The 14,395-nt window shown below is 61.2% G+C and carries 17 protein-coding genes; 12 read left to right on the top strand and 5 right to left on the bottom strand.

Annotated features, from left to right (window positions below):
- The first annotated feature begins 1 nt into the window (after position 1).
- Positions 2-1,048 carry a LacI family DNA-binding transcriptional regulator gene (locus SFU85_04400; GenBank protein ID MDX6766012.1) on the top strand — a complete coding sequence of 349 codons (1,047 nt, stop codon included), beginning with the start codon at positions 2-4 and terminating at the stop codon, positions 1,046-1,048.
- 252 nt (positions 1,049-1,300) lie between these two features.
- On the opposite strand, the gene rpmG is transcribed toward SFU85_04400, so the two are convergent.
- Positions 1,301-1,465: a 50S ribosomal protein L33 gene (rpmG, locus tag SFU85_04405; GenBank protein MDX6766013.1), complete on the bottom strand. Its 165-nt coding sequence runs from the start codon at positions 1,463-1,465 to the stop codon at positions 1,301-1,303.
- Positions 1,466-1,545: 80 nt separating this feature from the next.
- Here rpmG and SFU85_04410 point away from each other — a divergent pair, with 80 nt between their 5' ends.
- Both SFU85_04410 and SFU85_04415 read left to right on the top strand, forming a co-directional pair.
- Positions 1,546-2,082 (top strand): UvrB/UvrC motif-containing protein, encoded by a 537-nt coding sequence (locus SFU85_04410; protein ID MDX6766014.1) that lies wholly within the window; start codon positions 1,546-1,548, stop codon positions 2,080-2,082.
- On the top strand, positions 2,082-2,327 hold the full coding sequence (locus SFU85_04415; protein MDX6766015.1) for a hypothetical protein: 246 nt from the start codon (positions 2,082-2,084) through the stop codon (positions 2,325-2,327). The genes SFU85_04410 and SFU85_04415 overlap by 1 nt, the downstream gene beginning before the upstream one ends.
- A 15-nt stretch (positions 2,328-2,342) precedes the next feature.
- On the opposite strand, the gene SFU85_04420 is transcribed toward SFU85_04415, so the two are convergent.
- The gene (locus SFU85_04420) at positions 2,343-3,314 is read right to left on the bottom strand and encodes an acetyl-CoA carboxylase carboxyltransferase subunit alpha (GenBank protein ID MDX6766016.1); all 972 of its coding nucleotides are present in this window, start codon (positions 3,312-3,314) and stop codon (positions 2,343-2,345) included.
- 149 nt (positions 3,315-3,463) lie between these two features.
- Here SFU85_04420 and SFU85_04425 point away from each other — a divergent pair, with 149 nt between their 5' ends.
- The 9 genes from SFU85_04425 to SFU85_04465 all read left to right on the top strand — a co-directional run bounded on the left by SFU85_04425 (position 3,464) and on the right by SFU85_04465 (position 12,457).
- The gene (locus tag SFU85_04425) at positions 3,464-4,324 is read left to right on the top strand and encodes a CPBP family intramembrane glutamic endopeptidase (GenBank protein ID MDX6766017.1); all 861 of its coding nucleotides are present in this window, start codon (positions 3,464-3,466) and stop codon (positions 4,322-4,324) included.
- A complete protein-coding gene (locus SFU85_04430; GenBank protein ID MDX6766018.1) occupies positions 4,321-4,812 on the top strand; it encodes a hypothetical protein in 492 nt (163 codons plus the stop codon). The genes SFU85_04425 and SFU85_04430 overlap by 4 nt, the downstream gene beginning before the upstream one ends.
- Positions 4,813-5,016: 204 nt before the next feature.
- Positions 5,017-5,868 (top strand): acetyl-CoA carboxylase, carboxyltransferase subunit beta, encoded by an 852-nt coding sequence (accD, locus tag SFU85_04435; protein ID MDX6766019.1) that lies wholly within the window; start codon positions 5,017-5,019, stop codon positions 5,866-5,868.
- 100 nt (positions 5,869-5,968) lie between these two features.
- Complete coding sequence (locus SFU85_04440) at positions 5,969-7,255, top strand: folylpolyglutamate synthase/dihydrofolate synthase family protein (GenBank protein ID MDX6766020.1); 1,287 nt, start codon at positions 5,969-5,971, stop codon at positions 7,253-7,255.
- The gene (locus tag SFU85_04445; protein MDX6766021.1) at positions 7,252-7,929 is read left to right on the top strand and encodes an HAD-IA family hydrolase; all 678 of its coding nucleotides are present in this window, start codon (positions 7,252-7,254) and stop codon (positions 7,927-7,929) included. Before SFU85_04440 ends, SFU85_04445 begins: the two co-directional genes overlap by 4 nt.
- Before the next feature lie 95 nt (positions 7,930-8,024).
- Positions 8,025-8,708: a succinate dehydrogenase cytochrome b subunit gene (locus SFU85_04450; protein MDX6766022.1), complete on the top strand. Its 684-nt coding sequence runs from the start codon at positions 8,025-8,027 to the stop codon at positions 8,706-8,708.
- 11 nt (positions 8,709-8,719) lie between these two features.
- A complete protein-coding gene (locus SFU85_04455) occupies positions 8,720-10,636 on the top strand; it encodes a fumarate reductase/succinate dehydrogenase flavoprotein subunit (GenBank protein MDX6766023.1) in 1,917 nt (638 codons plus the stop codon).
- Positions 10,636-11,427, top strand: a complete 792-nt coding sequence (locus SFU85_04460; GenBank protein MDX6766024.1) for a succinate dehydrogenase/fumarate reductase iron-sulfur subunit — start codon at positions 10,636-10,638, stop codon at positions 11,425-11,427. The genes SFU85_04455 and SFU85_04460 overlap by 1 nt, the downstream gene beginning before the upstream one ends.
- Positions 11,428-11,635: 208 nt before the next feature.
- Entirely contained in the window at positions 11,636-12,457 is an 822-nt protein-coding gene (locus SFU85_04465) for a hypothetical protein (GenBank protein ID MDX6766025.1), read from the top strand.
- A 398-nt stretch (positions 12,458-12,855) separates the two neighbouring features.
- Here the strand turns inward: SFU85_04465 and SFU85_04470 are convergent, their stop codons facing one another.
- From SFU85_04470 to SFU85_04480, 3 genes are all read right to left on the bottom strand, one after another.
- Entirely contained in the window at positions 12,856-13,143 is a 288-nt protein-coding gene (locus SFU85_04470) for a hypothetical protein (protein MDX6766026.1), read from the bottom strand.
- Complete coding sequence (locus tag SFU85_04475) at positions 13,109-13,375, bottom strand: BrnT family toxin (GenBank protein ID MDX6766027.1); 267 nt, start codon at positions 13,373-13,375, stop codon at positions 13,109-13,111. Before SFU85_04475 ends, SFU85_04470 begins: the two co-directional genes overlap by 35 nt.
- A gap of 145 nt (positions 13,376-13,520) precedes the next feature.
- Entirely contained in the window at positions 13,521-14,246 is a 726-nt protein-coding gene (locus tag SFU85_04480; GenBank protein ID MDX6766028.1) for an endonuclease/exonuclease/phosphatase family protein, read from the bottom strand.
- Between the last annotated feature and the right edge of the window lie 149 nt (positions 14,247-14,395).

The following is a 14,395-nucleotide window of genomic DNA, read 5'->3' on the forward strand; positions in this document are numbered from 1 at the left end:
CATGGTCACGCTCAAGCACATCGCCGCCAACCTCGACCTGTCGGTCATGGCCGTATCCAAGGCCCTGCGTGATGCTCCCGACATTGCCGCGGCCACCAAGGAACGGGTCAGGCGCGAGGCCGACCGCCTGGGGTACATTCCCAATCGCACCGCCCGCAGCCTGCGCGGTGGAACTTCCGGAATGATCGGGTTGATCCTGCCCTCGCTCAACGAGCCCTACGGTTGCAACATCATGCATGGCCTGGAGTTGGAGGCGACCGCGCGCGGGTTCGAGCTCCTGGTGGCGTCGTCGCAGAACCTTTTCGAACAGGAAATGCAGGCCGTGACGCGGATGTCGGAGCGGCAGGTGGAAGTCCTCTTTGTCTTTTCGCTCACCCGCAACCAGCAGCGCTCCGCGGTTTTGGAGGCGGCGCGCAAATTCCGCATCCCATTGGTGTTCCTGGACCATTACCCGCCGGATGCCGGGCAGTACGAACAGGCGACCTGGGTGGTGGTGGATTGTCTGAAAGGCGGCATGTTGGCGGTGCGGCATCTGGTGGAACTCGGCCACCGTGACATCGTGTATTTGGCCGGGCCGCCCACGGTCAGCGCGGCGGCCGAGCATTTGGTCGGGTTCCAGCGGGGCCTGCAGGAAGCCGGACTGCCTTACCGCGACAGCCATGCCTTTCTGGCCGGGTTGGATATCGAATCGGGCAAGCAGGCCATGACCCGGGTGCTGGCCGAAGAAGTGTCCTTCTCCGCCGTGGTCTGTGCCAGCGATGCGGTGGCGGTGGGCGCATTTGAAATCCTGCGCCGGCAGGGCTACCGGGTGCCGGATGATGTGTCCTTGGTTGGGTTCGGCGATGGATTGCTGGCGGCCAACCTGGCTTCACCGCTGACGACGATCCGTCATCCCCAGGTGGATCTGGGCCGGACGGCGTTCAACCTCTGGCTCGGGGCCAAGACGCGGGGTGAGACGCTGAAGGGGAAAGTGTTGCCGGTGGAATTGATTGTGCGCGAGAGCAGCAGCGCACCGAAAGTCCCTCTGGCTGCACGGGTCAAAGAATAGGTCCCACGCTGAACCCGGTCCAAAACTGCGGATCGGCAACCGGGGAATCGATGGGGGCTTGATCCGGCGCTGAAGCCGCACTCAGCGGAAAACTAAAAGCTAATTGAAGGCTAAGGCTTAAGGGAGCAAGATACGCCCAAGGAGAAGGACGATCAGCGGGTCGGCAAGTATAAAGAGCAAGTATAAAGAAAAGGCAAGCCGTTCAGAAAGGCCACGCTCCACCTGCCGCCCGAATAAAGAAGGAAACCGGCCTTATTTGGTTTCGCGGTGGACGGTGTGCTTCTTGAGGAAGGGGTTGTACTTCTTCTTTTCCACCTTTTCCGTCATCTGCTTCTTGTTCCGGGTGGTGAAGTATCGGGAGGCGGGCACGCCCGCGGCTTTGGCCTCGGTGCATTCCAGGATCACTTTGTCGCGCATAGGGCCGGAAAGTAAAGCGGGCCGGGGGCGGCGCGTCAACCCTGTTTGCATTCGTCCGCGCAAGCTGGTATCAAGGAGGGATGCAGTGCACGTTTTGCAAAAACAGCGAGGCCACCTGCCACCTGACCAAGGTGGTGAACGGCAAAGCCATCGAGGTCCATGTCTGTGAGTCCTGCATCCCGGAAATCCACCAGGCCGACCTGATCGATTTCGATGTCTGGGAGGCCGTTTCCAAACTGGCCGCATCCAAGGGAATGCCCGACCCGGCCAAGATGCTCGAACCCGCGGAGGAAGAGGAAATTTCCGCCAAATCCCTGCTCATGGCCGGAAGCTCCCGCGGCCAGGCCTGCACGGTTTGCGGTTTCAGCAGCGAGGACCTCCGCAAGACCGGACGCCTGGGTTGTCCGAATTGTTATGCCGTTTTCGCCGAGATGCTGGGCGATGTGCTCAACGACTGCCAGAAGGGGTTGCAGCACTCCGGCAAGGTCCCCGCGGCCCAGGTGGGGTTGCGCAAGAAAAACCTCGCCGATCTGCTCAAGAAAGCCGTCGATGACGAACGATTCGAGGAAGCCGCGCTGCTGCGCGACCAATTGAAAGTCCTCGAAGAGCAGGCCTGATGCCGTTGTACCAATACGAATTGGTCGAGGGGTCCTGCAAGATCTGCAAGGGTTCCTTTGAATTGCGCCGCCCGCTGGATGCCCCCGAGCTGCTGGCCTGCCCCCTCTGCCGCAAAGCCGTGCGCAAATGTCCCGGACAGATTTACACGCCCAAGGTCCTGCGCAAACCCTCCACCAGCGAGGCCAAGTCGGCCGGATTCAAGGTTTACAAGAAAGTGGACCGCGGCACGTACGAACGGCAATAGGCCGGACTGCGCTCATCATTCCTCGAACTGGCCGTACGCCCGGTAGCGCTCGTAGCGCTTGTCGAGGAGTTGCTTGGGCGAAAGTTTTTTGAGCACGGCCAGGTGTTTTACCAAGGTGGCCTTGAGCGCGTTGGACGTGGCTTCCCAATCGCGGTGGGCCCCTCCCTCGGGTTCGGGAACGACCTCGTCCACCAATCCCATTTCCAGCAGATCGGCGGCGGAGAGCTTGAGCGCGGAGGCGGCCTGGGGCGCATAGGCCCGGTCCTTCCACAGGATGCTGGCGCAGCCCTCGGGGGAAATGACGGAGTAGTAGGCGTTCTCCAGGATCACCACCCGGTCGGCCACCCCGATGCCGAGGGCCCCGCCGCTGCCGCCTTCACCGATGACGGCGGCCACGATCGGGACCTCGAAGGTGAACATGTCGCGGATGTTGACCGCGATGGCCTCGGCCACATGGCGTTCCTCCGAGGCGACGCCGGGGTAGGCGCCGGGGGTGTCGATAAGGCAGACAATGGGGAGATGGAATTTGTGCGCCAGTTGCATCAGGCGGAGGGCCTTGCGGTAGCCTTCCGGGTGGGCGCAGCCGAAATTGCGCATGAGGTTTTCCCGGGTGTCGCGGCCTTTTTGTTGCGCAATGACCACGACTTTTTCCCCATCGAGGGTGGCCAGCCCGCCGACGAGCGCCCGGTCATCGCCGTAGCGGCGGTCGCCGTGGAGTTCGACGAATTCCGAGCACATGTAGGCGAGGTGGTCGAGGGCGAAGGGGCGCTGGGGATGGCGGACGATCTGCACCCGCTGCCAAGGGGTGAGGTTGGTGTAGACGTCGCGGCGGGTTTGGTCGAGTTTGCGGGTGAGGCGTTCCACATCGGCCCCGAAATCCATGCGGTGTTCGTGGGTGTGGCTCTTGATTTCCTCCAGCATTTTCTCGAGTTCCACGATGGGCTTCTCGAATTCCAGTGGAGTGATTTTTTTGACGACTTGGGACATGGTCTTGAATGTGTCATTGTCATGTCGGCCCGCCGGAGCGGCAAGCCAATTCAGCGCCCGGCTTAAATCCGCCTGCGGCAGCTCTTCCAGGCCTGCCCGGCCGGAATTCACGTATTGATACGCGGGGGCGGAGCGGCAAAGATGCGCGGGTGAAGCGTTTTCTAACCGGGACCATGGCGGCCCTGCTGGCTCTTTTCCTCTGGAGTAATCTGGTCACCTATCCCGTTTGGCTGGCTTTGGATGCCATGGGTCACGGGGATGTTTCGTTCCGGAGGGTCTTCAGCCGCGTGTTGATGGTCGGGGCATTTCTGCTCCTGATACCCCTTTGGCGCTATTGGAAGATCCGCGGTTGGACCGCGCTGGGGTTCCAGTGGAAACCGGGGACCCTGCGCACGGCCTTGTGGTCTTTCCTGCTCGGCCTGGCCTTGGTCGGTGCACTGGCCCTCTGGTCGGCGGCCTGGGGGCACCGGGTCTGGCATCCGGAACTGCATGTTGCCAAATCCCTGGGCCACCTCTTTTCGGCCGTTTCCATCGGGTTCTTTGAGGAAACGATTTTCCGCGGAATTTTTTTCCTCGCGGTGCTTTCTTTCACTCCCGGGCGAATGCTTCCCTGGGTCGCCGTCGCCGGATCGCTGGTCTTCGCGGCCATGCACTTCTTCATCGATGTGCGCCCGCCCGGCGGAACTCCGGACTGGTGGACGGTGTGGGAGATGTGGCGGCACTGGGCGGCGAGTCTGGCCGACCCGGAATCGGTGTGTCGTCGCGGCCTGGGTCTTTTCCTGGCCGGGTTGGTCCTGTGTGCCACGGCCTGGCGGGCCGGGCACCTCTGGGCGGCGGTGGGCCTGCACGCCGGTTGGGTCTTTGCCATCAAGAGCGTCCATGGGTTGAGCGACCACCGGGGAGGGGACACCCTGTGGTTTACGAGTGATCTACTAGGTGGGTTGTGGGCCGCGGTGTTCCTGGCGGTGTTCCTGGCCCTGCAACTTTCCCCCCTGGCACGCAGACGGTGAAAGATTGGCTGGAAGGACTGATCGGGCTGGTCTACCCGGCCCTGCCGGTGGAGGGGGAACCCCGGCCCGTTGAGGAACCGTTCTGCCAGCGCTGCGGGGAGCCCTTCCCGATGACCCCGACCGGGGCATTTGATTGTACCAACTGCCGCGGGCAGACCTGGGCCATCTCGCGCGCCCGCGCGGGCTATCTCTCCGAGGGACCGGTGCGCGAGGCGGTTCACGGTTTCAAGTACCGGGGCGAATTCCACCGGCTGCGGCAACTGGCCGGTTGGATGGAGGAGGGTTACCGGCGCTTTTATGCCGATGAAGCGGGTGGATGGGATGGCCTGGTGCCCGTGCCCCTCCACCCTGAACGCGAACGGGAGCGGGAATTCAACCAGGCCCACGAATTGGCCCGTCAACTGGGGAGGCGCACGGGACTGCCGGTTTTTCCGGGCCTTGGAGCGCATCAAGGTCACCTCGAACCAGGCCCGGCTCAGGCGCAGTGAACGCTTGAAAAACCTGCGGGGGGCGTTTCGGCTCAAGAGCGGGTTTGACGCCCGGGGAAGGCGGCTGCTACTTTTGGACGATGTCTTGACGACCGGTGCCACGGTCAACGCCTGTGCCCGTGTCCTGGTGGATGCGGGGGCGGCACACGTGGCGGCCCTCACGGTGGCCCGAGGCTGATACAAAGCAAAAGCAGACGACCCACTATGGCCATTTTTGACAAGCCCGCCTACGGAACCAACCGCCCACCGGTCCGGACCAAAAAGAAAGAAATCCCCCAGGGTCTCTGGACCAAGTGCCCCAGTTGCGGCGAGGTCCTGTTCAACAAGGAACTGGAGGACAACCTCATGGTTTGTCCCAAGTGCGAGCACCACATGACCCTCTCGGCCCGGGCCCGCCTGCTCAGTGTGGCCGATCCGGACAGCTTCGAGGAGACCGACGCCGCGCTTTCCAGTGTCGACATCCTCAAATTCACCGGTGTCACCAGCTACCCCGAGCGGTTGAAGAATTACCGCAAAAAAACCGGTCTCAATGAGGCCGTGGTCTCCGGCAACTGCCGCATCGACGGCCGCCAGGTTTCGGTCGCGGCGATGGATTTCAATTTTCTGGGCGGCAGCATGGGTTCGGTGGTGGGGGAAAAGATCACCCGCGCCATCGAGCGGGGGGCGGAGCAAAAACTTCCAGTGGTCGTCTTTTCCGCCTCCGGCGGGGCCCGGATGTATGAGGGCATGTTCAGCCTGATGCAACTGGCCAAAACCAGCGCCGCCCTGGCCCGGCTGGCCCAGCGGGGGCAACCTTTCATTTCGGTGTTAACCAACCCCACCATGGCCGGCGTCATGGCCAGCTATGCGTCGCTGGGCGACCTCATCATCGCCGAGCCCAAGGCCATGATCGGCTTTGCCGGGGCCCGGGTGATCAAGGAAACGACCCAGCAGCAATTGCCCAAGGGGTTCCAGACCGCCGAGTTCCTACTCGACCGCGGCCTGATCGACCACATCGTCCCCCGCCGGGATATGCGCGACATGCTGGCCAAGTTTCTGGGTTATCTGGCCGGTTGAGGGGATGTTTCCTCAGCTGGGCCGCATCCGTGCCACATCCCCGAACGGAGCCCCACGGGGTGCATCATTTGATGATTGAATTCAGGATGCGCACAAAACCATGAGTCCCGCGGAAAGCGTCCACTATCTCCTTTCGCTCCAGCCCTCGGGCATCAAACTGGGGCTGGAAAACATGCGCCGTCTCTGCGCGGCCCTCGATCACCCGGAGCGGTCGCTCGCCTGCGTTCACATTGCCGGCACCAACGGCAAGGGGTCGGTGGCCGCCATGCTCGATTCCATCCTCCGCTGCGCCGGCCTGCGCAGCGGCCTCTACACCTCGCCCCACTTGATCGATTTCGGCGAACGCATCCGCGTGGAGGGCAGGCCCATGGCGCCGGAAGTCCTCGCCGCGCGGGTAGGGGAGTTGCGTGTGGTTCTGCAACGATTGGCCGGGGAGGGCTGCAAGCCGACATTCTTTGAGGCCACTACCGCCCTGGCATTCCAGGCCTTCCGCGAAGCCGGAACCGGGGTCGTTGTGCTGGAAACCGGACTGGGCGGCCGTCTCGATTCCACCAACGTGGTGGATCCGGTGGCCTGTGCCATCACCCGCATCGGCATGGATCACCAGGAATACCTCGGGTCCACCCTGGAGGCCATCGCGAAGGAGAAAGCCGGCATCCTCAAGCCCGGGCGGCCGGCAGTGTTGGGGGAAATGCCTGGTGAGGCCATGCGCGTGGTCGAAGCCCGGGCCCGGGAGCTGGATGTTACCTTGGTCCACGCGGGCAATGGGAAGCCGACAGGCTGGAATCGGAGGGAAGGACTGCAAGCCTTCACCTTTGACGGAAGATCATGGGCCACCCGGCTTCCCGGCGCCCACCAAGCGGAGAACGCCGCCGTGGTGCTGGCTATGGTCGGCATTCTGCGCGGGCTCGGGTGGACGATTCCGGATGCCGCCATCACCGCCGGACTGCTTGCCGTTGATTGGCCCGCCCGTTTCGAGATCGTCCGGCACGATCCCCCCCTGGTCATTGACGGCGGACACAATGAGGATGGCATCCGGGCCGCCCTGGCCTTCTGGCAGGAATGTTTCGGAGAAGTCCCCGGACGCATCGTCTTCGCCTCGATGCGCGACAAGGACCTCGACGCCATGGTCGGCCTGCTGGACCGACCGGGCTATTCCATCGATCTGGTGCCGGTGGATTCACCGCGTTGCGCCCCGCCGCATGAACTGGCCGCCCGCTTCCATCAGGCGGCGACCCGTTGCTGGGATCGTCTGGCTGCCTGCCACGCGCAGGTCCGGACCGATCCAGATCCGGCGGGCACTTTGGTGCTGGGCTCGCTTTATCTGGCTGGCGAATGGAAGTCGCTGGACACGGCGCGTCCGCACCAGCTCGGATTGAATGCATGAATCCGGTTCGGGTCATTTTTTTTGATGCCGGCGGGACGTTGATTCACCCGGTCAAACCGGTCGGACATGTGTACGCCGAGGTGGCGCGTCGATTCGGGGTGGAGGCGGACGGGGACCGGCTTCAGCAGGGTTTCAAGCAGGCTTGGAAGGCGCAGAAACCTCGTGATCCCGTGGCGGCTGCCCGGGTCAGTGATGACCGGGCCTGGTGGTGCGGGATCGTCCGCCGTGCCTGGGATGGCCAGGAGCCCCCGGCGGATTTCGAAGCCTATTTCGACGCGGTTTACCGTGATTTCGCCGAGCCATCGCTCTGGTGCGCGTTTCCCGAGGTTGAAGGGGTTGTTGAGCGTTGTGTGAAGTTAGGCTACCGTTGTGCCGTGCTTTCCAACTGGGACCGCCGCCTGCGCACCACGCTGGCCGGCTTCGCCTGGTCCCGTCACTTTGAGGACCTCCTGATTTCCGCGGAAATCGGTTTTGAAAAACCCCACCCGGGGTTCTTCCGGGCGGCTGAGGAGCGGCTGGGCATCAAGGCCGGGGAAGCCATCCTTTGGGGGGACGACCCGGTCTGCGACGGGGAGGGGGCCCGGGGCGCCGGCTGGCGTTCCGCTCTGCTTGACCGACCGAATCGCGACCTGTGCACCCTATTAGAAGAATTGACGGTATCAAATAGGCCTTAATAATTGGCTGCACCTCGCAGGCAGGCTTTGACAACGGGCAAGTAAAATTTAACGTCTCTTATCACCAACCCCCGGCCAACTATTAGTCCACCTTTATGAAAGCGTTCTTCCAGATCCTCACTTCTTCCCTTGGGAAGAAATACATCATGGCGATCACCGGCTTCGGATTGGTGGGTTTCGTCATCATCCACATGCTGGGGAATCTGCAGATCTTCCTCGGAGCGGAAACGCTCAACACCTACGCCAAGCTGCTCAAGTCCAGTGCCGAAGTCCTCTGGGGCTTCCGCCTGGGCCTCCTCGGCATGGCGGTATTGCACATCGTTTGTGCCATCTCCCTGGTCCTGGACAACCGCCGCGCCCGCCCGGCCGGATACGTCAAGGAACGCAACCTTTCCAGCTGGGCCTCCCGCACCATGATCGTCAGCGGCCTCATTGTCTCGGCCTTTGTCATCTACCACATCCTCCATTTCACCGTCCAAGTCACCGACCCGAGCTACCAGAACCTCACCACCGAGCTGCACGGCCAGGAAGTGCATGATGTCTACCGCATGGTCATCCAGGGCTTCAGCAACCCCTACATCTCCGCTTTTTACATCCTTTCCGTCGGGCTCCTCTCCTGGCACCTCAGCCACGGCATTTCCAGCATGTTCCAGTCCATCGGCCTGCGCAACCAGCGCTCCGCCCGCTTGCTCGACCTCATCGCCCTGGGACTCTCCACCCTCATCTTCCTCGGCATGTCCTCCGTGCCGGCCGCCGTGTTGTTGAAAATCGTCAGCTAGAAAGCCCCGCCATGTCCCTCCAAAGCAAAACACCTCCCGGTCCGCTCTCCCAGAAATGGGACCGCTTCAAACAGGACAGCAAGCTGGTTGCCCCCAACAACAAGCGTAAGTACAAGATCATCGTCGTCGGCACCGGACTGGCCGGCGCTTCCGCCGCCGCCTCGCTGGCCGAACTCGGCTACCAGGTCCACTGCTTCACCTACCACGACAGCCCCCGCCGCGCCCACAGCGTGGCCGCCCAGGGCGGGATCAATGCGGCCAAGAATTACCAGAACGACGGCGACAGCGTCCACCGGCTCTTCTATGACACCATCAAGGGCGGTGACTTCCGCGCCCGCGAGGCCAACGTCTACCGCCTGGCCCAGGTCAGCGTAAACATCATCGACCAGTGCGCCGCCCAGGGCGTGCCCTTCGCACGCGAATATGGCGGACTCCTGGCCAACCGTTCTTTCGGCGGCGCCCAGGTCTCCCGCACCTTCTACGCCCGCGGCCAGACCGGACAGCAGTTGCTCCTCGGTGCCTACCAGGCCCTTGAACGCCAAATCGGCCTCGGCACCGTCCAGATGTTCTGCCGCCACGAAATGGTCGAACTCGTGGTCGTCAACGGCCATGCCAAGGGCATCATCACCCGCAACCTCGTCACCGGGGCCATCGAGTCCCATGCCGCCGATGCCGTCATCCTCGCCACCGGTGGCTACGGCAACTGCTGGTACCTCTCCACCTACGGACGCCTTTCCAACGTCACCGCCACCTGGCGCGCCCACAAAAAAGGCGCCTTTTTCGCCAACCCCTGCTACGCCCAGATCCACCCCACCTGCATCCCGGTCAGCGGCGACTACCAGTCCAAGCTCACCCTCATGTCCGAGTCCCTCCGCAACGACGGCCGGGTCTGGGTCCCCAAGAAAAAGGAAGACTGCGACAAACCCCCGGCCTCCATCCCCGAAGCCGACCGCGACTACTACCTCGAACGCAAATACCCCAGCTACGGCAACCTCGCCCCCCGCGACATCTCCTCCCGTGCGGCCAAGGAAGCCTGCGATGACGGCCGCGGTGTCGGCCCGGGCAAGCTTGGTGTTTACCTCGACTTCGCCGACGCCATCAAACGCCTCGGCCGCCACACCATCGAGGAGCGTTACGGCAACCTCTTCGACATCTACAAGGAAATCACCGGCGAAAACGCCTACGACGCCCCCATGCGCATCTACCCCGCCATCCACTACACCATGGGCGGCCTCTGGGTGGATTACGAATTGATGAGCAACCTGCCCGGGCTGTTCGTCCTCGGCGAAGCCAACTTCTCCGACCACGGGGCCAACCGCCTCGGCGCCAGCGCCCTCATGCAGGGTCTGGCCGACGGTTACTTCGTCATCCCTTACACCATCAACAACTACCTCGCCTCCGTCGGCCCGGGCAAATGCCCGAAGAACGACGCCCCCGAATTCCAACAGGCCCTCCAGGCCAGCCGGGACCTGACCAACAGGTTCCTCGCCACCAAGGGCACCCGCACCGTCAATTCCTTCCACAAGGAACTGGGCAAGATCATGTGGGACTACTGCGGCATGGCCCGCGACAAGGCCGGACTCGAGAAAGCCCTCCAACTCATCCCCGCCCTGCGCGAGGAATTCTGGAAAACCGTCAACGTCCCCGGCGACAACGAGGAAATCAACCAGGCCCTGGAAAAAGCCGGGCGCGTGGCCGATTTCCTCGAACTGGGCGAACTCATCGTGCGCGACGCCCTGGCCCGCGGCGAATCCTGCGGCGGCCACTTCCGCACCGAATTCCAGACCGAGGACGGCGAGGCCCTGCGCAATGACGAGGAATACTCCTACGTCGCCGCCTGGGAATACGGCAACGGCTCCGGTCCCAAGCTGCACAAGGAAGCCATCGTTTACGAAGAAACCAAGATGACCCAGAGGAGCTACAAGTAATGAACGTCACCCTTCGCGTCTGGCGCCAGGAAGCCAACGGAAACGGCAGCACGGGCCGCTTCGAGGAGTACCAGGCCAAAAACCTGAACCCCAACATGTCGTTTTTGGAAATGCTCGACACCGTCAACGAGGACCTGACCCTCGACGGCAAGGAACCCATCGCTTTCGAGCACGACTGCCGCGAAGGCATCTGCGGCAGTTGCTCCTGCATGATCAACGGCGAGCCCCACGGCCCCGAGGACCGCGTGGCCACCTGCCAGACCTACATGCGCAGCTTCCAGGACGGCGACACCATCACCGTCGAGCCCTTCCGTTCCCGCGCCTTTCCCGTACTCAAGGATCTTATCGTCGACCGATCGGCCTTTGATCGCATCATCCAGTCCGGCGGGTTCATCTCCGCCCGCACCGGTTCCGCCCCCGACGCCAACGCCATCCCCGTGCCCAAGACCGCGGCCGACACCGCCATGGACGCCGCCCAATGCATCGGCTGCGGAGCCTGCGTGGCCGCGTGCAAGAACGGTTCCGCCATGCTTTTTGTCTCGGCCAAGGTCACCCACCTCAACGTCCTGCCCCAGGGCCAAGCCGAAAAAGACGCCCGTGTCCTCGGCATGGTCGAGCGTATGGACGCCGAAGGCTTCGGGAATTGCAGCAATACCTACGCCTGCGAAGCCGTCTGCCCCAAAGGCATCAGCGCCGACTTCATCGGCCGCATGAACCGCGATTACGCCATCGCCGCCCTCCGCACCAAGCTCCTCGGCCGCCCCCTTGTCACTGCGGACGATGCCGGCTAGCCGCCGGATGTCGGATGCCGGAATACGGCCAACCACTGATACGCCAGATACTTTCGAGTAGGCTACCATTTGCCTTACGGGAGGGCGAAGCTCCTGCTGAGCCGCCTTTGGAGCAATGGTATCCAATCGGCTTATCCCGCGAATTGCGGGGCTCAGCCCCCTGATCCCAACGCAATCATCCATCTCAAATCATCAATCATAAATTCATATGCCCTTTCTTCTCGCATTCCTCGTCGCGTCCATGGTTGCTTGCCTCCCGCTCCAGGCCGCGCCCGCCCCGGATTTCCTCAACGCGCCCCTCTGGGATGGCGGAAAAGCCGAGCTGACGCTCTATCAGGCCAGGGAAATCCGTTACGGCACCGCGCGCGACTGCGAAGTGCGCCTCATCACAGTCAAAGAACCCTGGAACGACCGCCTCGGCGTCAAGGCCGATGGGAATGGCGACCGGGAAGTCATCAAGCTCAACCAGATCGTCTCCGTCCCAACCGGCACCTATCGTTACGAGCAAATGCACTCCCTGTTTCTCGACCGCAAGACCGGCCGTGCCTTGAAATTCTCCTACAGCCACCACGATGCCTGCGGCAACACCTTCAAGATGGGACGCTTTCTTGACAACATCCTCACCTTCACCTGGCACACCTACTGGGATGGGGAAGGGGATGGCGTGCAAAACCTGCCGTGGTCTGAAACCACCCATCTCTACGAGGAACTGCCCCTGCGGGTGCGGATGTGGGCGTCGGAGGGGAAAGTGGATCCGAGTCAAATCACCCTCCTCAACCCACAAATGAACAGCCGCCTCGGTAAACCCGCCACCGCCACGGCACGGGTGCAGGTTTCTGCCGCCGGCGGAGAATTCCACTACACCGTCACCCATGACAACGGGAAAGACCTGCTCGTCGTGGATAACGCCTTTCCCCACACCCTGCGATCGTGGACCCGTGCCGATGGAGCCACCTGGACCCTGCGTAAAACCCTCATGCTCGACTACTGGAACAAAAATCAGAGCGGCGATGAGAAATGGTTGAAATAGAGCGTTACGAAGGGGATTGGCTGTTGGCTCTTAGCTGATGGCTGGTTGTAAAGTCATCAATCTCCCATCAAAAAATCTGAGATTCTCGCGAAGCCCAGTCTTATCGCCCATCTCCAGAACTGGCACAGTTGCCTGTATGTTGAGATTGGGCCAACGTTGGCAAGATACGAAAGTTATGGCCGAGGTGAATAAAAGGAATCTGCGGATAGGTGGGGAGCGATCCCCATAACCCGCGCATATCAGCCTAAGCCAAACCAGCGGACACGAAAGTCACCCGCTCCTCTGGCTCCGCCGCCTCCCTACGGTTCATTGAAAAAAAGGCAAAAACCGCTTTGAAAAAGGGGAGACGGTGGACTCTACACACTTGACAAAATCACAGCCATATCAACGTCCCCGCATCAGCCACGCGCGGCAGCGCGTTGGCTGGATGCGCTGGTTAGCTCTTTTTCTTCTTTGAGTCGTTCCGCAATCCAAACTTTGATAATCGATTGCCGGGTAACACCCAGGCGCGATGCCTGAAAGTCGAGCGAATCAATGACCCACTGGGGAAAATCCACATTCACCCGTTTCTGCTCCAGGCCGGGGCGGCGGGCACGCGTATAATCAAGGTGGGACGTGATGTCGCCACCCTCGTCAAAAATTCGGTCCAATTCACTGGCCTTGATCGTAGTTTTGTTTTTCTTCATCTCTGGATCTCCTTACTGATATGATTCTGAACTTATCATTACGGGTGGTGTAAATCCCCGTCCAATGAACGTCGCCCAATCGGGCAATGATGGCTTCTCTCGGTTCGTCTTCGGACCGGGCTGGCACAATCAGCCGTGACTCGTCCTGCCATAAGCTTTGGGCCGTGAGAAAATCAATGCCATGCTTCAATCGGTTCTTCTCGGACTTATCCGGGTCAAACTCGAACTCCATTTTGGTATATTAACTATACCTTTACGGAATGTCAAGGCCAAGGTGTTTCTGATCAGCTAACGTCCCCGATGACCTGCCACCACTTGCTTTTGACACCAAAGGCTGCTCCGCAGCCGACGTGCCAAAAGTGCCGAAGGCATGGCGGTTAGGTCCATCGGTCTGTTCGCATTTTTGTTTTCTGAAGGCAGGTCCAAACGCCGACATGGTCAGATAGCTCTGTGCCATCGCTGGAATAACGCGAGACAATCTGTGGCGTCGAGGCTGTAAGGCTCTGAGAAACTGCAATGTGGTCAATGAGCTGACCGCCATTCTCGTCCCTTATTCCTTCCGTTATAATCTTCATATTCGATGGAATTGCCCGTGCAAGCGCATCGTAGACGTGTATCGGCTGGCTTGCTATCGGAATTCTTTGGTTAAAATCGCCGAGAAGGCAAATTGGCACGGATTGTGAGGATGAGCGAGCGAGCACACTTGCTAGACCTGCGCAGAATGCCAGATGATCCTCCCATTGTCTTCTGTTCTTTTTGCCGTTGCGCACATGTGCATCGCGCCAGGGTATGCACACGCCAATGAAACGTATTCCGTCCGAAACACCTGAGACAAATCTGCCGGTTGGCATGTCGGCATCGCCAACAATATCAATCTCAGTAAAGGGGCTCTTGCTCCATAGAATTACTTTTCTTTGGTCAGCCTCATTCTTGTATCCATAGTCGGGGTCGGACTCGATGCGGTATCCTTCCGGGACCATTTGTATGACTGTCTCTGTGAAACCGATGACATCTGGATCAAGTGCCGCAATGCACCCTTGGATAAGCTTCCCAGTCGCACCCGCTGGACTTTTCCACTGAAGATTCCATGTGAGGCATGTCATATTGATTGCGAACGTCCCCGCGTCAGCCACCCCCGGAGCCGGGCACCCGAGGCTGCTCCGCAGCCGAAGTGCCGGGCGGATTGGGGTTGGCTGGACGCGATTGTTCGGATTTTTTATTCGACATATGGACTAAAGTGTAAGTCACAAGA

The sequence above is a fragment of the Candidatus Methylacidiphilales bacterium genome, assembly GCA_033875315.1.
In the GTDB taxonomy this organism is placed as follows: domain Bacteria; phylum Verrucomicrobiota; class Verrucomicrobiia; order Methylacidiphilales; family CAZTYG01; genus JANRJG01.